General features: G+C 45.2%; 22 protein-coding genes and 1 riboswitch. Of the genes, 20 read left to right on the top strand and 2 right to left on the bottom strand.

Annotation, left to right across the window (positions count from 1 at the left end):
* The first annotated feature begins 102 nt into the window (after window positions 1-102).
* A complete protein-coding gene (locus ABFV83_RS09640; protein WP_349948645.1) occupies window positions 103-912 on the top strand; it encodes a Cof-type HAD-IIB family hydrolase in 810 nt (269 codons plus the stop codon).
* Window positions 913-997: 85 nt separating this feature from the next.
* Window positions 998-1300 carry a YerC/YecD family TrpR-related protein gene (locus ABFV83_RS09635; protein WP_025232421.1) on the top strand — a complete coding sequence of 101 codons (303 nt, stop codon included), beginning with the start codon at window positions 998-1000 and terminating at the stop codon, window positions 1298-1300.
* 51 nt (window positions 1301-1351) lie between these two features.
* Here ABFV83_RS09635 and ABFV83_RS09630 read toward each other — a convergent pair whose 3' ends face one another.
* The gene (locus ABFV83_RS09630) at window positions 1352-1972 is read right to left on the bottom strand and encodes a DUF1836 domain-containing protein (RefSeq protein WP_349948644.1); all 621 of its coding nucleotides are present in this window, start codon (window positions 1970-1972) and stop codon (window positions 1352-1354) included.
* A 263-nt stretch (window positions 1973-2235) separates the two neighbouring features.
* Here ABFV83_RS09630 and ABFV83_RS09625 point away from each other — a divergent pair, with 263 nt between their 5' ends.
* From ABFV83_RS09625 to spoVAE, 13 genes are all read left to right on the top strand, one after another.
* Window positions 2236-2619 (top strand): Rid family detoxifying hydrolase, encoded by a 384-nt coding sequence (locus tag ABFV83_RS09625; RefSeq protein ID WP_054740081.1) that lies wholly within the window; start codon window positions 2236-2238, stop codon window positions 2617-2619.
* A 374-nt stretch (window positions 2620-2993) separates the two neighbouring features.
* Entirely contained in the window at window positions 2994-4319 is a 1326-nt protein-coding gene (locus ABFV83_RS09620; RefSeq protein WP_349948643.1) for a folylpolyglutamate synthase/dihydrofolate synthase family protein, read from the top strand.
* Window positions 4312-4452 carry a hypothetical protein gene (locus ABFV83_RS09615; RefSeq protein ID WP_347844299.1) on the top strand — a complete coding sequence of 47 codons (141 nt, stop codon included), beginning with the start codon at window positions 4312-4314 and terminating at the stop codon, window positions 4450-4452. Before ABFV83_RS09620 ends, ABFV83_RS09615 begins: the two co-directional genes overlap by 8 nt.
* Before the next feature lie 11 nt (window positions 4453-4463).
* Window positions 4464-5780 carry a tetratricopeptide repeat protein gene (locus ABFV83_RS09610; protein ID WP_349948642.1) on the top strand — a complete coding sequence of 439 codons (1317 nt, stop codon included), beginning with the start codon at window positions 4464-4466 and terminating at the stop codon, window positions 5778-5780.
* A 152-nt stretch (window positions 5781-5932) separates the two neighbouring features.
* Window positions 5933-6274: an anti-sigma factor antagonist gene (locus tag ABFV83_RS09605; protein WP_349948641.1), complete on the top strand. Its 342-nt coding sequence runs from the start codon at window positions 5933-5935 to the stop codon at window positions 6272-6274.
* A 10-nt stretch (window positions 6275-6284) separates the two neighbouring features.
* Window positions 6285-6719, top strand: coding sequence for an anti-sigma F factor (gene spoIIAB / locus ABFV83_RS09600; RefSeq protein ID WP_349948640.1), 435 nt, complete (start codon window positions 6285-6287; stop codon window positions 6717-6719).
* A 5-nt stretch (window positions 6720-6724) separates the two neighbouring features.
* Window positions 6725-7438: an RNA polymerase sporulation sigma factor SigF gene (gene sigF, locus ABFV83_RS09595; protein ID WP_349948639.1), complete on the top strand. Its 714-nt coding sequence runs from the start codon at window positions 6725-6727 to the stop codon at window positions 7436-7438.
* A 63-nt stretch (window positions 7439-7501) separates the two neighbouring features.
* Window positions 7502-7663, top strand: coding sequence for a hypothetical protein (locus tag ABFV83_RS09590; protein ID WP_349948638.1), 162 nt, complete (start codon window positions 7502-7504; stop codon window positions 7661-7663).
* The gene (locus ABFV83_RS09585; RefSeq protein ID WP_349948637.1) at window positions 7660-8286 is read left to right on the top strand and encodes a stage V sporulation protein AA; all 627 of its coding nucleotides are present in this window, start codon (window positions 7660-7662) and stop codon (window positions 8284-8286) included. Before ABFV83_RS09590 ends, ABFV83_RS09585 begins: the two co-directional genes overlap by 4 nt.
* On the top strand, window positions 8273-8701 hold the full coding sequence (locus tag ABFV83_RS09580; protein WP_349948636.1) for a stage V sporulation protein AB: 429 nt from the start codon (window positions 8273-8275) through the stop codon (window positions 8699-8701). Before ABFV83_RS09585 ends, ABFV83_RS09580 begins: the two co-directional genes overlap by 14 nt.
* An 85-nt stretch (window positions 8702-8786) precedes the next feature.
* Entirely contained in the window at window positions 8787-9239 is a 453-nt protein-coding gene (locus ABFV83_RS09575) for a SpoVA/SpoVAEb family sporulation membrane protein (protein WP_349948635.1), read from the top strand.
* Between the two features lie 32 nt (window positions 9240-9271).
* Window positions 9272-10291, top strand: coding sequence for a stage V sporulation protein AD (gene spoVAD, locus ABFV83_RS09570; protein ID WP_349948634.1), 1020 nt, complete (start codon window positions 9272-9274; stop codon window positions 10289-10291).
* Window positions 10292-10458: 167 nt separating this feature from the next.
* The gene (spoVAE, locus tag ABFV83_RS09565) at window positions 10459-10815 is read left to right on the top strand and encodes a stage V sporulation protein AE (RefSeq protein ID WP_349948633.1); all 357 of its coding nucleotides are present in this window, start codon (window positions 10459-10461) and stop codon (window positions 10813-10815) included.
* A 169-nt stretch (window positions 10816-10984) separates the two neighbouring features.
* On the opposite strand, the gene ABFV83_RS09560 is transcribed toward spoVAE, so the two are convergent.
* Window positions 10985-13636 (bottom strand): transglycosylase domain-containing protein, encoded by a 2652-nt coding sequence (locus ABFV83_RS09560; RefSeq protein WP_349948632.1) that lies wholly within the window; start codon window positions 13634-13636, stop codon window positions 10985-10987.
* A 236-nt stretch (window positions 13637-13872) separates the two neighbouring features.
* Between ABFV83_RS09560 and ABFV83_RS09555 the strand changes: the two genes are divergently transcribed.
* The 5 genes from ABFV83_RS09555 (at window position 13873) to dapA (ending at window position 19316) form a co-directional block, all read left to right on the top strand.
* A complete protein-coding gene (locus tag ABFV83_RS09555) occupies window positions 13873-14529 on the top strand; it encodes a YigZ family protein (protein ID WP_349948631.1) in 657 nt (218 codons plus the stop codon).
* A 176-nt stretch (window positions 14530-14705) separates the two neighbouring features.
* On the top strand, window positions 14706-16547 hold the full coding sequence (gene typA / locus ABFV83_RS09550) for a translational GTPase TypA (RefSeq protein WP_349948630.1): 1842 nt from the start codon (window positions 14706-14708) through the stop codon (window positions 16545-16547).
* A gap of 203 nt (window positions 16548-16750) precedes the next feature.
* Window positions 16751-17377: a single-stranded DNA-binding protein gene (locus tag ABFV83_RS09545; RefSeq protein WP_349948629.1), complete on the top strand. Its 627-nt coding sequence runs from the start codon at window positions 16751-16753 to the stop codon at window positions 17375-17377.
* A 159-nt stretch (window positions 17378-17536) separates the two neighbouring features.
* Window positions 17537-18040, top strand: coding sequence for a cob(I)yrinic acid a,c-diamide adenosyltransferase (locus ABFV83_RS09540; RefSeq protein WP_349948628.1), 504 nt, complete (start codon window positions 17537-17539; stop codon window positions 18038-18040).
* Between the two features lie 23 nt (window positions 18041-18063).
* Window positions 18064-18238, top strand: a riboswitch (Lysine riboswitch).
* Between the two features lie 193 nt (window positions 18239-18431).
* On the top strand, window positions 18432-19316 hold the full coding sequence (dapA, locus tag ABFV83_RS09535; RefSeq protein WP_349948627.1) for a 4-hydroxy-tetrahydrodipicolinate synthase: 885 nt from the start codon (window positions 18432-18434) through the stop codon (window positions 19314-19316).
* The last annotated feature ends 8 nt before the right edge of the window (window positions 19317-19324 follow it).

Below are 19324 nucleotides of genomic sequence, written 5' to 3'. Positions count from 1 at the left end.
CTGCAGTTCCGTCCATTTATATATTTCTGTATTTTAGGATGGAATAAGAAGAGAAACTGTGTTATACTGCTATAGTAAAATTTACAAAACAGGAGAAATTCAATGGACTATCGGATGATTGTGCTGGATTTGGATGGGACGCTGACCGACAGGAATAAGAAGATCACACCCAGGACCAAAGAGGCACTTTTTGAATTAAAACGACAGGGCGGAATCATTGTACTGGCTTCCGGACGGCCGACTTACGGGGTGATGCCCCTTGCCAGAGAATTGGAGCTTCATGAGTCAGGAGGATACATCCTGTCCTTTAACGGAGGGCGCATCATTGACTGCAGAACCAGTGAAACGGTTTTTGCAAGAGAATTGCCTGTGTCCTCAAATTCCAGAATCATCCGCATGGCAAAGGAACATGGAGTGAACATCCTTACCTACGAGGATGATCTGATCATCACTCCCAATGCCGGGGATGAATATGTGGAAAAGGAATCAACCATCAACAAACTGGAAGTAAAAGAAATCCAGGATATGGAGGCTTATGTACAGTTTCCGGTTGTAAAATTCCTGATGCTTGATGAAGGTGACTACCTTGCCATGGTGGAACCAAAGGTAAAGGCGGCCTTGGGGCGTGATTACAGCGTTTACCGTTCAGAACCCTATTTTCTGGAGATACTTCCTAAAGGAGTTGACAAGGCGGCAAGTCTGGAGCGTCTGCTTATGAAGCTTGGCATGAGCAGGGAGGAGATGATTGCCTGCGGAGACGGCTACAACGATTTGTCCATGATCCAGTATGCAGGCCTTGGCGTTGCTATGGAAAATGCAGTTCTCCCAGTGAGGCTGGCCGCTGATTATGTGACCCTTTCCAATAACGATGACGGAGTGGCTCATGTTATAGAAAAATTTATGCTTTCATGATGTCTCCGAAGGGTGGACTTTACAACTTTAGTATGTTAAAATGCACCTAAGGGTAAAAACAAGAAAAAGGGGATTGATCGATACTATGAATAAAAAGATTAAAACAGATGCGGTAGACCATCTGTTTGAAGCCATTTTGACCTTAAAATCTTCAGAGGAGTGCTATACTTTTTTTGAGGATGTATGCACAGTCAATGAACTGTTAAGCTTATCCCAAAGGTATGAGGTGGCAAAGATGCTGCGAGAGGGCCGTACTTATCTGGAGATTGCAGAAAAAACGGGGGCGTCCACTGCGACCATCAGCCGTGTGAACCGCTCCTTAAATTATGGAAACGATGGATATGATATGGTGTTCAAGCGTTTAGAGGAAGAAAAAAGAGAAGACTGATTAAAACAGGGGACAAGCCGGGAGCCGGTACTTGTCCCTGTTTTTCATGTATCATTTTTTCTTTTTTATGTTTATTGGTTCGGTTTCTCTTAAATCATCAATAATCTGCTCAATGATCTGCTTCTTTAAATATACATCAAAGGAAAGCTCACAGATCCAGGAAAAGAGACGGAGATATTCCAGATCATCTTTTGGCAGCCCCTTATCCTCAAAGGTCTTGCTGGCGTGCTCGTATTTTTGCAGGATATCCTCCTTGATACGGTCGATTCCGCCTTCTACCTGGGAGAAAACTTCCCGGTAGATGTCCTCCAAAGGAATCCCATCCGAAGAATTAAAATGCTTTTCCGTAATGGGGCGGAAAAGCTGCTCAATATCATGAAAAGAGAGCAGATTTTTAAAATAATATATAAATATCAGCAGCAGAATGTGTTCTCTGGAGTATTTCTTTTTATTAGGAGCCGGAAGAAGATTGTTCTTGGCATAATTATTGATCATGGTCTTTGTCAGGACCTTGTCCTCAGGATAGCGTTTGGTGTCCTTTAAGTGTTCATCCATGAAGGTAGTGACCTGATCCATGTACAGATCAATATTTGGAATGGTTTCCGGCGTGATATGGTCTAAGGATTCCAGATGCTTCAGGATGTCCTGCATTCTTTCGTCGTTGGTCTTCATATGTTTTCCTCTTTCCTGCCCATGCCTTTTGGACGTAAAAGTATGCCCGCGGGGCGCCGGCCTTCTGCATGGCGGCTGCTGTACATAAGGGTTGATCCCCTTTATTATATCATATTATATAGTATTCAATACCAGATGACAAGGGGTAAAAAGGTATAATGGACTGAATTTTTTTAAGAACACCTAAAAAAGATTCTTGACTTTTGCGGAATGTGTGCTAATCTAGAATTATCAGAGAAATGAGCGAAAGGAGACACATCATTATGAAAAAAGTATTAGCAACAGAAAAAGCGCCTGCAGCAATCGGCCCATATTCTCAGGGCGTTCGTGGAGGCGATTACGTATTTATATCAGGACAGCTTCCCATTGACCCTGCTACTGGTGAATTTGCAGGTGAGGATATCGTATCCCAGACAAAGCAGTCGTTGACAAACATCAAAGCCATTCTGGAAAGCGAAGGCTTATCCATGGCTAACGTGGTTAAGACAACCGTTTTATTAAAGAATATCAGTGAGTTTGGAGCAATGAACGAAGTTTATGCATCCTTCTTTGTAGGAGAATGCCCGGCAAGAGCCGCATTTGAAGTGGCAGCTCTTCCAAAGAACGCTCTGGTTGAAATCGAGGCCATCGCATATTGCGGTAAGTAAAACACCTACAACAAGCTGCAGGTATTTTACCCCGTGGGCAGTCGCCAAATGGATATGCAAGCATATCCGCCTGGCTCGTTGTCTCCGCGTGAATAATCGTCAGATCAGTTTCAGAGAGTTTGATTTAAGGAAACGAAAGCAGGGAGTACAGCACTTTGAGATGCTTGACAGTGTTTCAGAGGGCTTTGCTCTCTTTTTGTGTTTCTGTAAAAACAAGGCGTATTTCAAGGGCAGTTGTAGAAATAAAGGGCTTTTTGCGAAAGAAATGGGTTGCATATTGACGGACTTATATTATAATAAATTAGAAAGTCCGATTTTTTTTGGCTCATGGGAAATCAGGCTTGAAATTACATAGGAAAGCTGGTACTCTAACGATGAAGATTAACGAAACGGCAGAAGAATATCTGGGCCGGATTCCTATGTGGACCAGAAAGAAAAACTCTCTGGAAGATATCCGGGAATTCCTTTGTAAGATGGGGGAACCGGATGAAGGGATGAAAATTTTTCATGTGGCAGGTACCAACGGAAAAGGGTCGGTATGCGCATTTTTACAGTCTGTTTTAAGGAAAGCAGGCTGCAGGGTGGGAACTTTTACCTCCCCTCATCTGAGTGAAACCAGAGAACGTTTCTGTATAAATGGAGAGATGATACGGTCAAAGATTTTTGAAGAAAGCTATCAGACCGTCCGAATGCTTTCTGAGAATATGATGGAGAAAGGATATTGCCATCCGTCTTATTTTGAGTTTCTGTTTTATATGGCAATGGACATGTTCCGTAAGGCAGAAGTGGATATTGTAATTCTGGAGACAGGTCTTGGAGGAAGGTTGGACACGACTAATGTCATTAAGTCCCCTCTGGTGTCGGTGATTACCTCCATCAGCCTGGATCATACGGAATATCTGGGAGATACCATTGAAAAAATCGCATGGGAAAAGGCTGGAATTATAAAAAAAGGGGTGCCCGTAGTCTTTGACGGAAACGACGGACAGGCTTCCCGGGTTATCCGCTGCAGGGCAAAGGAGCTTGACTCCCCTTTCTGTCAAGTGGACAGGCTGGGATATGAGATAACCGGATGTGAAGAAAAGGGCTGTAAGGCCAGATTTTTTAAAGCAGGAGGAGGTTTCGTTGAAGTTACCGTTCCCACCGTTGCGGAGTATCAGGTGATGAATGCCTTTCTTTCGTTTAAGGCTCTTGAGGCAGCAGGGCTTAAGGAAGTCATGGACTTAGAGATATCTGAAGAGCAGGTAAAAGAAGGAATTGCCAGCATGTACTGGCCGGGAAGAATGGAAGAGGTGCTTCCTGGCGTATATCTGGACGGAGCCCATAATCCGGACGGCATCCAGGCTTTTGTCCGGGCAGCAGCCGGTTTGTGCAAAGCAAGGAAGAAACGGGCCAAGCTTTTGTTTTCGTCAGTATCTGATAAGGATCACCATAAAATGATAAAGGAAATTGCAGGTGTACTGCCACTTGATCAAGTGGCGGTGGCTCATATTCATTCGGAAAGAGGGCTTGAAACTGAGGTTCTGCTAAAAGAGTTTCAAAATGCCTGCGGCTGCGGTGTGGAAGGATTTCAGACAGTGGAAGAGGCTGTTTTATACATGCTTCATAAAAAGGAAGAAGGGCATCTGCTGTTTTGTGTGGGTTCTCTTTACCTGATGGGGGAGATAAAGGCGGTATTAAGGAGGAACGGATATGATTGATTTTGAAGCTGAGATTGACAGTTACAGGCCAAGCCTGGAGGTTGATGCCATTGAAGATGCCATTGTAAGAAGTGATTTGACGGATATGAATGACCTGATGATGGATCTTATAAAAGAAATCAACAAGGAATAGGCGGTTAAAATATGGATTATGAAAGAAAAACCCGGGTAATCGCAAACAGCTATTACAACATGGGGCTGGAACGGGCAAAGCTCAGGGACTTATCAGGAGCTTCCGAATGTCTGAAAAAAAGCCTCCATTTTAACAAGTATATGACAGATGCAAGGAACCTTTTGGGGCTGATTTATTATGAGGTCGGAGAAGTGGGCGAAGCTCTTGTGCAATGGGTAATCAGCATGAACTTACAACCAGAAGGAAACCGCGCAGATGAATACCTCGGTGAGATACAGAGAAAATCAGGCACCATGGAGACGGAGCGGCGGGCAGTGAGAAGATTCAACCAGGCCCTGATCTACGCTCAGAGCGGCAGTGAGGATCTGGCGATCCTGCAGCTTATTAAAGTGGTGGAAAGCAAGCCCAACTATGTGAAGGCTCAGCTTTTGCTGGCGCTCCTTTGCATAGCCAGAGAAGATTATCAGAAGGCTGGTAAAGCCGTTTATAAGGTGTTACAGATCGACCGCAACCATCCAAAAGCACTCTATTACAAGTCCCTGGTCAAAGATACGGCCGGAAATGGAAAAAGTGAGCGGGAGCCGGAAAAACGGAAACTGAAAAATGTGCTTTCCCATAGGCAGATGGAAGATGATGATGTGATCATACCCCCAAGCTATCGGGAAAATACCAAGGATCAGGCGGTGGGGAACATTCTTGCCGGGCTTTTGCTGGGAGCGGCGGTAATCTTTTTTCTGGTAATGCCTGCCAAGACAAAATCAATTAATGAACTACATAATCGGGAAATAATAAAATACAGCGAACAGTTAAGCCAGGCCAATCAAAAATCTGACAGCCTGACGGCACAGCTGGAATCCCTGGAAACAGAAAAAAAGACTGCAGAGGCCTCTCTAGCCTCCATTACCAGTGATTCAGACAGTGTTCTGGCCCAGTATCAGGCCGTGATTGGAATCCTTCAGGCCTACAAAAAAGATGACTTTCCGTCCTCGGTGAAAATTTATGCCGGGCTGAATCCGGATCTTATCACTTCCTCCGATGTCCAGGCAATCGTAGGTGAGATAAGAAAAGATATGGTGGAGAATGGCTGTCCGATTCTGGAAGGGCTTGGGGACAAGGCCATGGAGGCAGGGGATGCCCAGACTGCACTTGCTTACTACTTAAAATGCCTTGATTTAAAGCCGGACAGCTGGCAGGCAAAATACAAGACAGCAGTCATTTATAAGGGAATGGACCAGAAAGAGCAGGCCAACGGGCTGTTCTCTGACATCATAAATAACAGCAAAGATGAAGAGCTATCTGCTAAGGCAAAATCAGAACGTGGTTTTTGACATGATTTCCTTAATTTTAGCTAATAAAAGACACTACAGAAGACTAATTTTTTTGTGGTGTCTTTTTTCATTTTCCCGGGCCGTTTCCGGCGGCCGGGTGACGCTCTTTTTGGCATTACGGACAGACAATAAGGAATGGAGGAGTATTGCATATGAATCAACCACACTTTACATATGAAGCAGAGGGGCAGACGCTGATTGTCCATCTGCCGGAGGAGTTGGATCATCATAACTGTTCAGGGCTTAAATGCGAAACCGATTTAATCCTTTCCGAGAACTATATCAGGCGCATTGTTTTCGATTTTTCAAAGACCAGGTTCATGGATTCCTCGGGAATCGGTATCTTGCTGAACAGGTATAAGCAGATGGCTTTAAGCGGGGGTACCATAGCCATCTACGGTGCAGGACCCCAGGCTCTCCGCATTCTTAAAATAGGGGGGATTTTAAAATTAATGAAATTATATGACTCTAAGGAAGCAGCAGTCACAGGTTGAGGAGGAACGTATGTCAGAACAGAATAAACCAGAAATTCTGAAAATGGAATTGGAAGCCCTGTCAAAGAATGAGGAATTTGCCAGAGTGGCAGTGGCAGTTTTTATGGCAAGATTGAATCCCACCCTGGAAGAGGTGGATGATGTGAAAACAGCCGTGTCGGAGGCTGTCACAAATGCGGTCATCCATGGATATCAGGGGAAAGGAGGAATCATTTACCTGGAAGTGGGGATAGATGGCCAGGAAATTTCAGTAACCGTACGGGATACGGGTATCGGAATCCCCGATATCAAGCTGGCCATGGAGCCTATGTATACCACAGATCCGGATGGAGAACGGTCAGGCATGGGATTTTCCTTTATGGAAGCGTTTATGGATCAGGTGGAAGTAGAGTCGGCGGCCGGAGCGGGAACTGCCGTAACCATGAAAAAGAAGATTAACAGGTGAGCCTTATGGATGAGACCATGAGATTGATAGAAATGGCTCACGAAGGAGATAAAGCGGCAAGAGACCAGCTTGTGACCGACAATTTCGGGCTGGTTTGGAGCATTGTACGCAGATTTACAGGGCGTGGTTATGAACCTGAGGATTTGTTTCAAATCGGCAGCATTGGCTTAATGAAAGCCATTGATAAATTCGACTTATCCTATGAGGTGAAATTTTCCACTTATGCGGTGCCCATGATAACAGGAGAGATCAAACGTTTTTTAAGAGACGATGGAATGATCAAGGTCAGCCGCTCCATAAAGGAAATGGGGCTTAAGGTGAAAAACGTCAGGGAAGAATTGGTATATCGTCTTGGGAGAGAGCCTACGGTGGAAGAAATCGCCGGAGAAATAGGGGCCAGCAAAGAAGAAGTGGCAGCTTCCATTGAAGCGGGAGCGGAAGTGGAATCCTTATACAGGTCTGTCAACAAAAATGACGAAAACAGCATTTTACTCATTGATAAAATTGAAGAGGAAAGTTCCGCCCAGGAAGATCTTTTAAACCGCATGGTGCTTCGGGAACTTTTAACGGCGCTTTCCGACAAGGATAGGGAAATCATTATCAGACGTTATTATTATAATGAGACTCAAAGTCAAATTGCGGCAAAGCTTGGAATATCCCAGGTCCAGGTTTCCCGACTGGAAAAAAAGATTTTAAAACAGATGCGGGAAAAATTGTAGAATAAAATAATTTTATACGGCTCATACTAGCTTTGAAAACCAGAAAAAAGGATGTGAGCACGTATGGAATCCGTAAAACATAAGTTTGTCATGGCGCTTCTTGTATTATGCCTAATTGCAGTTGCCGCTGCTATCTGGTATATGATTGCTGCTATGCCGGACGGGACACAGAAAGAAGGGACGCTTGTTGAAGCCATTCCGGGATGGGAGATGATGGTCTCGTGAGCAAGACTGTTTATTTGAATATCAGTCAGATTACTGAGGTGCGGCACAAGGAAATCCAGTTAAAGGATGTGGCGGATGTTTATTGCGACGATACGGCCATCATGAATAAGTGTAAAGCCCTTCGGATCAAAACCATCCATTTGGACCGCAACAAGCGGTATATAGAAAAAACTCTGGATGTAATCAAGAAACTGATAGAAATGGATCCGAATCTTCAGATCAATAATGTGGGAGAGGTAGATTTTATCATAGACTACCATAAGCCCAAACCTCCCGTATGGGCCTGGCAGTGGGCCAAAACCATTTTTGTCTGTATCGTATGTTTCTGCGGTGCATCCTTTGCCATTATGACCTTTAATAATGATGCCAACGTTACGGATGTTTTCAAGGAAATTTACCGGATCATCATGAAGCAGGAGTCCAGCGGATTCACGATTTTGGAGGTCAGTTATTCTGTTGGACTGGCTCTTGGAATTGTGGGATTCTTTAATCATTTCGCAAAATACAAGATCAATACCGATCCAACTCCGCTGGAGGTGGAAATGCGGCTTTACGAAGACAGTATCAGTAAGACTCTGATCCAGAACGATGGAAGAAAGGAGTCGGATATTGATGTTTCTTAAAGAAGTATTTCTTGTTTTTATTGGGCTCAGCGCTGGCGGCATTATAGCAGCCGGCGTTTTTGCTTTTTTGGCAATTATTGGTGTGTTTCCAAGACTGATCGGAGCAACCCATACAAAGAAGCATATTCTGCTTTTTGAGTCGGTTATCATTCTTGGCGGTGTTCTTGGGAATATATGTGATATTTATAAAATTCCCATAGGGTTCGGCGGAAATCTGGTTCTTGGAATATACGGGCTTTCCGTAGGAATATTTGTAGGCATCCTTGTCATGTCCCTTGCAGAGACTTTAAAAGCCCTGCCCGTAATCAGCCGTAGAATTCATCTGGCCGTTGGCCTGCAATATTTGATCCTTTCCCTGGGTCTTGGCAAATTGATCGGGTCCCTGATCTATTTTACAGGGAATTTTGGGCAGTAGCATCAGGAAAAGGATTTATAGAATGTAGGAACGCCCAAAGGGCATGTTATATGCCTGAAAAGAATGGGAGCAAAGGAGGAAAATAATGGAAATAAACAAAAAAGCATATGAGGCTTATGTAAAACAGGTGACACCGGTGCACAAAAGGTGGCCGGGGCTTGTAAAGGCTTTTTTAGTAGGGGGAATCATATGTACCCTTGGACAGCTTACTACAACTTTATTTATGAATGCAGGCATGGAAAAGGAAGCAGCCTCTGCCTGGACTACTCTGGTTCTGATTGCAGCCACTGTCATCCTGACCGGATTCAACATTTACCCCAAGATCACAAAATTTGGCGGAGCAGGAGCCCTGGTGCCGATCACGGGATTTGCCAATTCCGTTGTCGCTCCGGCTGTGGAATTTAAGGCGGAAGGCCAGGTGTTCGGAATCGGCTGTAAAATCTTTACCATTGCCGGTCCTGTCATATTATATGGGATATTAAGCTCCTGGCTCCTGGGAATCATCGCCTATGTATTAAAGGCCTTTCAAATACTGTAGGAATGAACCGGTCAGAGAAATGGAGAGAAAAAATGCAGATAGGAAAAGCAAGTGTTAGATTTGATGAACCTCCGATTATTGAAAGCATGGCTTCCATAGTCGGTAAAAAAGAAGGCCAGGGTCCCCTGGGAAATTTGTTCGATGTGGTAGAGCAGGACGATATGTTTGGAGCGGACACATGGGAAAAGGCGGAAAGCGCCCTTCAGAAGCAGACGGCTGATCTGGCCATTGAAAAGGGGGATATCCGGAAAAAGGACATCCGTTATTTGTTTGCAGGAGATTTACTGGGACAGCTGATCGCCACATCCTTTGGAACGGTAGATTTAGAAATTCCCTTATTCGGCCTGTTCGGAGCATGCTCCACCATGGGAGAAGCTCTTAATTTAGGAGCCATGACTGTGGCAGGGGGCTATGCGGATAAGGTAATGGCCATGGCTTCCAGCCATTTTGCAACGGCTGAAAAGCAATTCCGTTATCCCCTGGCATATGGAAGCCAGAGGCCGTTTTCTTCCTCATGGACTGTTACCGGCTGCGGTGCAGTGATACTCACCAAAAACAGGAAAGAAGGAATCGCGGCCATCACCGGAATCACCACAGGACGCATGGTGGACATGGGCATCAAGGATTCCATGAACATGGGGGCAGCCATGGCGCCAGCTGCTTTCCACACCATTCAGCAGAATTTTGACGATTTTCAGGTGGATGAATCCTATTATGACAAAATCATTACAGGAGATCTTGGCCAGGTCGGCCGGACGATCCTGCTTGATTTTATGAAGAATAAAGGACATGACCTGGAAAAGGTGCATACGGATTGCGGGCTGGAGATATTTAACAGTGATAATCAGGATACTCATGCAGGAGGCAGCGGCTGCGGATGTGCGGCTTCCACCCTTTGCTCCTATATACTTCCTAAAGTACAAGACGGCACATGGAAAAGGGTCTTGTTCGTGCCCACCGGCGCCCTCCTTTCCACTGTGAGCTTTAACGAAGGTGAGACGATTCCAGGAATTGCCCATGGAGTTGTCATTGAAAATATGGGAAACCTATAGCCATGCAGAAATATTTGTATTGTTTGTGCGTGGGAGCTTGCTCACTAAGCACAAACGGTACAAATATTTCTATAGGGCGCAGCCCGCATTCATAATTTGGCGACGTATTTCGCCAAATTATGAATGGCATGGCGGACACATAGCCAGTAAAAAGAAAGGAGACAGCCATGGATTACGTGAAAGCATTTTTAGTCGGAGGAGTGATCTGTGCCCTGGTGCAGATATTAATGGACAATACAAAACTGATGCCCGGCCGCATCATGGTTCTTCTGGTAGTAACCGGAAGCATTCTGGGCGCTATTGGTATTTACCAGCCCTTTGCCGACTGGGCCGGAGCCGGGGCAACGGTTCCGCTTCTGGGCTTTGGAAACACCTTATGGAAAGGCGTATCAAAGAGCATGGGAGAGGATGGATTTTTAGGGATTTTTAAAGGAGGATTTACTGCAAGTGCAGTAGGAATCTCCGGAGCATTGATCTTCGGATATCTGGGATCCATTCTATTTAAGCCTAAGATGAAGAACTGATACGATTCGCAAGAAACGAAAATATAAGAAAATATAATGCAAAAAGTGTGCCTCAAAAACCAGTCTGGTTTTTGAGGCACACTTATGTTTCTCTTTATTATTGTTTCCATTTACCTATATCATAGCCCCGCCCCGCTTACCGGAGCAGCATCACAACCGCAGGTGTTTTTTAATAACCTCCCCAGGGAGGAATCTGTGTTGCCCCGCCAGGATTCTGGGGTCCATGCCCAGGTCCGTACTGCTGTGGAATTCCGCCGGGTGAATCTGAATTATCTCCCGGAGGAAGGATGATGGAATTGGCAGAATGGATGGTGCAATACCCTGGCATTGCGTATTTGGAGTCATCTGTTGCCCCTTCTTCTCCCGAAGGAATTGCCATAAATATGGCGGTGGTCCGTTCCGGACAGTAAGGCGTAGGCAGACGGTGGGATACAGAGCAGACCGTTGCGCGTACATGATTGTTGCATACGTCGGTTGGAACTGTGCCCTTTGCAAAATACTCAGTGTATACCGCATTGCCTCTGGGGTCGTTGTTGCAGACACCGGAGACTGCCAGTTTGCCGGATTTGCGGCAGATCTGAGCGGTTTCTATGCTGTCAGGCACTGGAAAACCAGGATCGGGCATTCCTTCATGGACTCTGGTCATGATCTTCCGCCAGATGGGCTTGTGGAAGGAGGCTCCCCCATTTTGCTTCGTAAGTTTCTGGTTGTCGTCGCAGCCGGCCCAGATACCGGCAGTATAATAGGGGGTATAACCTACGAACCAGATATCATTGTTTGCGGAGGTGGTACCGCTTTTTCCTGCCCCTGACATACCGGGAATGTGAGCAGAGGCGCTGGTGGAGCTTGGCCCCGAGCTTGAGAACTTTCTGCTGCTTTCCATGGAATCGGCCATGGCATCGGTTAAAAGAAATGCGGTGGAATCCTTTAATACCCGGTGGGTTTCCGGTGTATTGTCAATCAGCACCTTGCCGTCATGATCCAGAATTCTGGTAAAGAATATAGGCTTTTTGTAAACGCCTCCGTTTGCGATGGTAGCAAAGGCGCCGGTCAGCTCTAAGTTGGAAACGCCGGTGGTGATTCCTCCAAGGGCCAGGGCCGCATTATAATCGGTATCGGTTAAGGAGGAAATTCCGAAATTCTTGGCGTATTCCACACCAAGCTGAGGCGTTACGGTTTCCATCAGGCAGCGGACAGCCACGATGTTCATGGAGTAGATAATTCCGTCACGTATGCTGGAATAGCCTTGATAGCCGGAGCTGTACCAGTTGGAAAAGGTCTTAGTGCCCACCGTGTAAACAGAATCATAATAAACAGATCCCAGGGTGGCCCCACAGGTATCAAGGGCAGGCGCAAAGGCTGTTAAGATCTTAGCGGTGGATCCTGGCTGACGGTATGTGTTGCTGGCCCGGTTCAAGGTTAAACTGGCTGTTTTTTGCCCCCGTCCGCCGCTTATGGCTTTTACTTCCCCGGTCTTCTGGTCCATAAGGACAAAGGAAGCCTGGGGCTGCAGCATTTTATGAAGGCTTTCTCCAAGAATGGTATCCCCTTCTTTTAAAAGATAAGCCTTGTATCCGTTTATATCGTTCTGGATCGCCTCTTCGGTATTATATAAGCCGTCAAATCCCGTATCTCCATTTTCCTTGTGATAACGTTTTATATTTTCCTCAGAGTAATGGGTTGTGGTTCCATCCTCATGGGTGACGGACAGCCTGTATTCGATGGAATATCTGGCGGCGGAATAGTTTTCAGGATTGTTGATTTCCTCGTCTACAATGGACTGGATCTTAGGATCCTGGGTGGTATAAATCGACAGTCCGCCGCTGTAAAGCATGTTGTGGGCCTGAGTGTCCGTGTATCCTAACTGGTCCTTCATGGCTTTTTTTACCTGCTCCACCAGCTCATCCGTAAAATAGCTGTATGGGGTGGAGGTCTCCTTGGTAGCGGTATCTACGTTCTGGATCCTGGAATAGACGTCATCGGACAGGGCCTGATCTTCTTCCTGCTTTGTGATATATCCCTGGTCATTCATATATTGAAGAATTACCTTTTGCTTGTCCGAATTGGCTTTTTCTCCTGTGATCGGGTTAAACTTTGAGGGGTTCTGGGTGATTCCCGCAAGGACTGCACATTCTGATAATGTCAAGTCCGAAACGTCCTTATTGAAATATCTTCTGGCAGCCACCTTGACTCCCAGGGAATTGTTGCCCAGGTTAATGGTATTTAAATAGTTGGTTATGATCTGCTCCTTGGCCATAGCCTTATCCAGCTTGACGGCTAAAAACCATTCCTGCAGCTTTCGTTCCAGCCGTTCTCCGAAGCTCTTTTCCATGCCGCCTCCAAAGACGCTGTTTTTAATTAACTGCTGGGTAATGGTACTTCCTCCGCCTGCGGTGGAATCCCCTGTCAGAACGCCCTTAACGGCACGGAGAATGGATCGCAAATCGATTCCATTGTGCTCCCAGAACCGGGAATCCTCATAGGAAACAAAAGCATTGACCAGATTCTTCGGAAGTTCCTCATAACTGGCTTCCTCCCGGTTGGAACCTGCGGTTACCAGGGTTTCAGTGACGTTTCCGGCGCTGTCATAGACCGTTGTTGCATATTCGTTTGGAACAATGGTTGCGATATCTACGTCAGGAGCATTGTCTATGATTCCTTTTACCATGCCAAAACAGATGCTGGCAGCAACAATGCTGCCAAACAAGCATAGCACAAATAGACTCTTTAAAAAGGCAAGAAATACCTTTGTGGTATATTTTCTTGTCTTTGAATTGGCAGATCTGATCTTTTTCTCTGTCGCTTGTTTGCCGTAATTCATAGGAAGCCTCCTTTCCACTTTATTGCCCATGCTTTTTGGGCAGAGCCTGCCCCGCTTTTTGGGCGTAAAGGAATGCCTGTAAGGCATTACCGGTACATTATACCAAAAATTGTCGTACAATTCAACACCTACCATTTTTGGAGATAATCAGGCAAAATATACATGAAAGCTTGCCTGGGTCTGTACTTTTGGTTATAATGGGGGTGGTCGGTTAAAAATAAGAAATGAGGAAGTTTATGAGAAAGGCTTATAGAATTTTGTATCAGGGCGGCACAGGGGAAATTACAGAGAAAAAGTCCCGGTTCATTGCTAATTTAAAGCCGGTGGAAACAGAGGCTGAGGCTCTGGCATTTATAGAGGAAACAAGAAAAAAATATTGGGATGCAAGACATAACTGCTATGCCTGGATTCTGGGGAGAGGCGGAGAAGAGAAGCGCTTAAGTGATGACGGGGAGCCCAGCCAGACTGCAGGAAAACCCATGATGGATGTTCTGGAAGGAGAAAAGCTTGTGAACCTCTGTGCAGTGGTGACCCGGTACTTTGGAGGGACTCTTCTTGGGACAGGAGGCCTTGTACGAGCTTATTCAAAGGCAGTGCAGGAAGGGCTGAAGTCCTGTACGGCATTAACCGTGGAACCGGCAGTAAAGCTTTCCGTTACTACGGATTATAACGGCATTGGGAAGATCCAGTATCTTCTGGGACAGCGGGAAATCACGACTCTTGGCGTCGAATATACGGACCGGGTGGAGCTTACTGCCCTGGTTCCTGATGAGGCCATGGATAAGCTTCGGGCTGACATCACAGAGGTGACAGGCGGGAGAGCAGGCCTCCTTCCGTCGGGAGAGGTCTATTACGGCATTTTTAATAAAGAAGTAGTCCTGTTTCCGGGCTGATAACTGGATGGCGATCCTGTGCAGATCTGGAAACTGTCGAAATATAGGAAAAAATCTTGCAATATGAAATATAGGATGATATACTGAATAATTGTGATAATGTAAATGAGACTAAGGGCGATCTGGTCCTTAGTTTTTTATGCTTTGTTTAAAGAAGAGAAAGAAGAGTACAGTTTATGAAAATGAAAAGAGAAGACGTAAGAAATGTGGCGATTATTGCCCACGTCGATCACGGTAAAACAACGCTGGTGGACGCTTTGCTTAAGCAAAGCGGTATTTTCCGTGAAAATCAGGAAGTCATGGAACGGGTAATGGATTCCAATGATATTGAGAGAGAGCGTGGAATTACCATTTTATCCAAGAATACAGCCGTCCATTACAACGAAACCAAGATCAACATCATTGACACCCCTGGCCATGCGGATTTTGGCGGCGAGGTGGAGCGTGTTTTAAAGATGGTAAACGGCGTAATCCTGGTTGTGGATGCTTATGAAGGAGTTATGCCTCAGACAAAGTTCGTGCTTCGTAAGGCACTTGAACTGGGGCTGTCTGTGGTAACCTGTATCAATAAGATTGACCGTCCTGAGGCAAGACCAGAAGAGGTAGAGGAAGAAGTATTGGAGCTTCTCATGGACCTTGATGCCAGTGAAGAGCAGCTTGACTGTCCCTTTGTCTATGCGTCTGCAAAAACCGGATTTGCCAAAAAAGGGCTTGATGATCCGGAAACTGACATGGCCCCCTTGTTTACGACCATCATCGATCATATACCGGCTCCGGAAGGAGACCCGGATGCATCTACCCAGCTCCTTATCAGTACCATTGACTACAATGAGTACGTTGGACGTATCGGCGTAGGCAAGGTGGATAACGGACGTATCAGAGTGAACCAGGAATGTGTGATCGTAAACCACCATGAACCGGATAAATTCCGTAAGGTAAAGGTGGGGAAACTGTATGAATACGAAGGTCTTAACAAGGTAGAGGTGCAGGAAGCCACCATCGGCGCCATTGTTGCTATTTCCGGAATTGCGGATATCCACATTGGTGACACCCTTTGCTCTCCGGACAGTCCGGAGGCAATTCCGTTCCAGAAGATTTCAGAGCCTACGATTGCCATGAATTTCATGGTAAATGACAGCCCTCTTGCCGGACAGGAAGGAAAATACATTACCTCCCGCCATATCAGGGAACGTTTATTCAAGGAATTGAATACGGATGTGAGCCTTCGGGTAGAGGAGACCGATTCTCCGGACTGTTTTAAGGTTTCCGGCCGCGGGGAGCTTCATCTGTCTGTTTTGATCGAGAACATGAGAAGAGAAGGCTTTGAATTCGCAGTCAGCAAGGCAGAGGTTTTGTACCAATTTGATGAGAGAAACCACAAGCTTGAGCCTATGGAGATCGCCTATGTTGACGTACCGGAAGAATTTACCGGTGCAGTTATCCAGAAGCTTACAAGCCGTAAGGGAGAACTTCAGGGCATGAGTCCTGCCAATGGAGGCTATACAAGGCTGGAATTTGCCATTCCTTCCAGAGGCCTGATCGGTTATCGCGGAGAGTTTATGACGGATACAAAAGGAAACGGAATCATGAATACGTCATTTGACGGCTATGCGACCTTTAAGGGAGAGTTATCATACCGTAAGACAGGATCCCTGATTGCTTATGAGTCAGGAGAATCCATTACCTACGGCTTGTTTGGCGCCCAGGAAAGAGGAAGCCTGTTCATTGGACCTGGAGTAAAGGTTTATTCCGGCATGGTTATAGGACAGAATCCAAAGGCAGAGGATATCGAAATCAATGTGTGCAAGACGAAAAAGCTGACCAACACCCGTTCCTCCAGTGCGGATGAGTCTCTTAAGCTGACTCCTCCAAGAGAGATGAGCTTAGAGCAGTGCCTTGACTTTATTGATACCGATGAATTGCTGGAAATCACCCCTTCAAATCTTCGGATCAGAAAGAAAATTTTAGACCCTACCATGAGAAAAAGGTCTTCTCTTAATAAAAAATCATTGGCATAATTTGTAATATAAAGGAGGATGCTGCCTTCATAAACCGAAAATTCGGCAAAGAGGCGGCATTCTCTTTTGTTTTCCGGCGTATTCTGCCTGGAACTGTCGATATTTTTGGATTGTTTTCTATCATTTTACAGGATTCTATCACATAAATTTAATATTAGCTGTGAAGCATATTAGCAAATAAGTGAAAGAAGAGGGGAAATACAATGTCAGAAAAAATGATTGAAAACAACAAAGTGAGCGTCATCGGAGAGATCGTCTCCGGCTTCACCTTCAGCCATGAAGTATTTGGAGAAGGATTCTATATGGTGGATGTTGCGGTAAATCGTCTTAGCGAACAGGCAGATATCATACCGCTCATGATTTCAGAACGTCTTATTGATGTGGAAGGAGATTACTCAGGCTTAACGGTAGAAGCCATTGGCCAGTTCCGTTCCTATAACCGTCATGAAGGAACAAAAAACCGGCTGGTACTTTCTGTATTTGTGAGAGAAGTTCATTTTATAGAAGAGTTTACGGATTATACGAAGACCAATCAAATTTTTCTGGATGGATACATATGCAAAGCTCCCATTTACAGAAAAACGCCTTTAGGAAGGGAAATTGCGGACCTGCTCCTTGCGGTTAACCGCCCATATGGAAAATCGGATTACATACCCTGCATCGCATGGGGGAGAAATGCCAGATATGCTTCAGGATTCACAGTAGGAACAAGAGTAAAAGTATGGGGAAGGGTTCAGAGCAGGGAATACACCAAAAAATTAAGTGAAACAGAGTGTGAAAAAAGAGTGGCTTATGAGGTATCAGTCAGCAAACTGGAGTGTGCGGAATAAAAGCTGTTATTTATAAATGTAAAGAACGCCCGGAAACTATGGGCAATAATTAAGGAAAAGGTAAGAAAACTTGCAAAAAAATTAAAATTATGATACTATAATCAGGTTCTAACATAATATGTAAATAATTGCTTTTTAGCTGTTATGAGGTGCTGAAGGATGAATAGAGGTGCGATACAGGTTATATGCGGGGAAGGAAAAGGAAAAACTGCGGCCGCCATGGGTATGGGAATCGGAGCTTTGGCCAAGAACAGAACTGTGATCATGATACAGTTCTTAAAGGGCTGCTCCGGCCGGGATTCTTTTGATATTATGAAACGCATGGAGCCTGAGATGAAAATATTCCGGTTTGAAAAATCTGATGTTTTTTTTGAAAGTCTTTCCAAAGAACAGCAGGAAGAGGAGCGGATGAACATCAGAAACGGCCTGAATTTTGCCAGAAAGGTCGTATCAACAGGGGAATGCGATATGCTGATCCTGGATGAAATCCTTGGACTTCTGGACCAGAACATCATAGAGGCAGAGGAACTTGCAAAGCTGCTTCAGTCCAAAGTTGATGATATGGAGGTCATATTAACCGGTAAGGTATTTCAAAAGGAAATAGAACCTTATGTAGATAGTATTCTGGAAATCAATCATGTTAAAGTTGACAATATAAAATAATAATGATAGTATGGTAACATACATATTAGAGTAGAGGTTGCGTTGCTTATAAGTACTCTGTCCGATGTATCAGGTACAGATGAGGGCAGGGGGAAGGAAGAGACGCCGAAGAAGGGTATGGCCTGAGCATACTTGTTCTGGGCATATGGTTAAGAGCCATATGACTGTCATCCTTTTGGATGGGGAGCTACTTAAAGAAAGATGAGATTACCAGATTCTGAACTTTAAGAGCTGACCCTGTTGTCAGCTCTCTTTTTAATTTATAGGAGATTATGGCTTATGAATTAAAAAATACTCCAATATGGATGTACATGACCCACGAATGCATGAAAACTGCGGGCCGGATGAAAGTTTACTGTGTATGACGAAAAAGAATCAGGAGGATGATATCATGGCAATTTTTGAGGGAGCAGGTGTGGCGCTTGTCACACCATTTAAGGAAAGCAGAGATGTAAACTATGAAAAGCTGGAGGAACTGGTAGAAGAACAGATCGCTTTTGGAACGGACTCTATCATTGTATGCGGTACAACGGGCGAGGCGTCCACCATGACCCATGAGGAGCATTTGGACGTGATCAAATACGTATGCCAGATAACGAAAAAGCGGATCCCGGTTATTGCAGGAACCGGTTCTAATTGTACGGATACGGCGGTTTACCTGTCTAAAGAGGCGCAAAAGCACGGCGCGGACGGGCTTCTTCTTGTATCTCCCTACTATAACAAGGCAACTCAGAATGGGCTGAAGGCTCACTTTAAGACAGTTGCTGATGCGGTGAGGATTCCTATTCTTCTGTATAATATTCCGTCAAGAACCGGAGTAAACATTGCAGCTGAGACCATAGCGGATTTATGTTTACATACCTCCAACATTGTAGGGGTAAAGGAAGCCAGCGGCAATTTTTCAGCCATTGCGGACTTAATGAACCTTACGGATGGCCGTGTTGATCTATATTCCGGCAATGACGATCAGATCGTCCCCATGCTGTCCCTGGGAGGAAAAGGTGTTATTTCCGTTCTTTCCAACATTGCGCCCGCCCAGACTCACGAAATCTGTGAGGCTTATTTTAAGGGAGATGTAAAACGGAGCGCCGCACTTCAGCTGGCTGCCATTCCTCTTATCAATGCCTTGTTCTGTGAGGTCAATCCGATTCCGGTTAAGGCTGCATTAAATCTTATGGGAAAGGCTGCAGGCCCTATGCGTCTGCCTCTTACTGAGATGGAACCTAAGAATCAGGAACGTTTAAAACAAGCCATGAAAGAGTATGGAATTTTATAATCAGTAAA

The sequence above is a fragment of the Lacrimispora sp. BS-2 genome (assembly GCF_040207125.1).
Taxonomy (GTDB): domain Bacteria; phylum Bacillota; class Clostridia; order Lachnospirales; family Lachnospiraceae; genus Lacrimispora.
The sequence above is the reverse complement of the archived record's forward strand: the minus strand, read 5'-3'. Positions and strand labels throughout refer to the sequence as shown.

What these genes read in the sequence shown, in the direction of transcription:
- ABFV83_RS09640 (WP_349948645.1), top strand. Translation starts at nt 103, where the DNA reads ATGGACTATCGGATGATTGTGCTGGATTTGGATGGGACGCTGACCGAC.
- ABFV83_RS09635 (WP_025232421.1), top strand. Translation starts at nt 998, where the DNA reads ATGAATAAAAAGATTAAAACAGATGCGGTAGACCATCTGTTTGAAGCC.
- ABFV83_RS09630 (WP_349948644.1), bottom strand. Translation starts at nt 1,972, where the DNA reads ATGAAGACCAACGACGAAAGAATGCAGGACATCCTGAAGCATCTGGAA.
- ABFV83_RS09625 (WP_054740081.1), top strand. Translation starts at nt 2,236, where the DNA reads ATGAAAAAAGTATTAGCAACAGAAAAAGCGCCTGCAGCAATCGGCCCA.
- ABFV83_RS09620 (WP_349948643.1), top strand. Translation starts at nt 2,994, where the DNA reads ATGAAGATTAACGAAACGGCAGAAGAATATCTGGGCCGGATTCCTATG.
- ABFV83_RS09615 (WP_347844299.1), top strand. Translation starts at nt 4,312, where the DNA reads ATGATTGATTTTGAAGCTGAGATTGACAGTTACAGGCCAAGCCTGGAG.
- ABFV83_RS09610 (WP_349948642.1), top strand. Translation starts at nt 4,464, where the DNA reads ATGGATTATGAAAGAAAAACCCGGGTAATCGCAAACAGCTATTACAAC.
- ABFV83_RS09605 (WP_349948641.1), top strand. Translation starts at nt 5,933, where the DNA reads ATGAATCAACCACACTTTACATATGAAGCAGAGGGGCAGACGCTGATT.
- spoIIAB (WP_349948640.1), top strand. Translation starts at nt 6,285, where the DNA reads ATGTCAGAACAGAATAAACCAGAAATTCTGAAAATGGAATTGGAAGCC.
- sigF (WP_349948639.1), top strand. Translation starts at nt 6,725, where the DNA reads ATGGATGAGACCATGAGATTGATAGAAATGGCTCACGAAGGAGATAAA.
- ABFV83_RS09590 (WP_349948638.1), top strand. Translation starts at nt 7,502, where the DNA reads ATGGAATCCGTAAAACATAAGTTTGTCATGGCGCTTCTTGTATTATGC.
- ABFV83_RS09575 (WP_349948635.1), top strand. Translation starts at nt 8,787, where the DNA reads ATGGAAATAAACAAAAAAGCATATGAGGCTTATGTAAAACAGGTGACA.
- spoVAD (WP_349948634.1), top strand. Translation starts at nt 9,272, where the DNA reads ATGCAGATAGGAAAAGCAAGTGTTAGATTTGATGAACCTCCGATTATT.
- spoVAE (WP_349948633.1), top strand. Translation starts at nt 10,459, where the DNA reads ATGGATTACGTGAAAGCATTTTTAGTCGGAGGAGTGATCTGTGCCCTG.
- ABFV83_RS09560 (WP_349948632.1), bottom strand. Translation starts at nt 13,636, where the DNA reads ATGAATTACGGCAAACAAGCGACAGAGAAAAAGATCAGATCTGCCAAT.
- ABFV83_RS09555 (WP_349948631.1), top strand. Translation starts at nt 13,873, where the DNA reads ATGAGAAAGGCTTATAGAATTTTGTATCAGGGCGGCACAGGGGAAATT.
- typA (WP_349948630.1), top strand. Translation starts at nt 14,706, where the DNA reads ATGAAAATGAAAAGAGAAGACGTAAGAAATGTGGCGATTATTGCCCAC.
- ABFV83_RS09545 (WP_349948629.1), top strand. Translation starts at nt 16,751, where the DNA reads ATGTCAGAAAAAATGATTGAAAACAACAAAGTGAGCGTCATCGGAGAG.
- ABFV83_RS09540 (WP_349948628.1), top strand. Translation starts at nt 17,537, where the DNA reads ATGAATAGAGGTGCGATACAGGTTATATGCGGGGAAGGAAAAGGAAAA.
- dapA (WP_349948627.1), top strand. Translation starts at nt 18,432, where the DNA reads ATGGCAATTTTTGAGGGAGCAGGTGTGGCGCTTGTCACACCATTTAAG.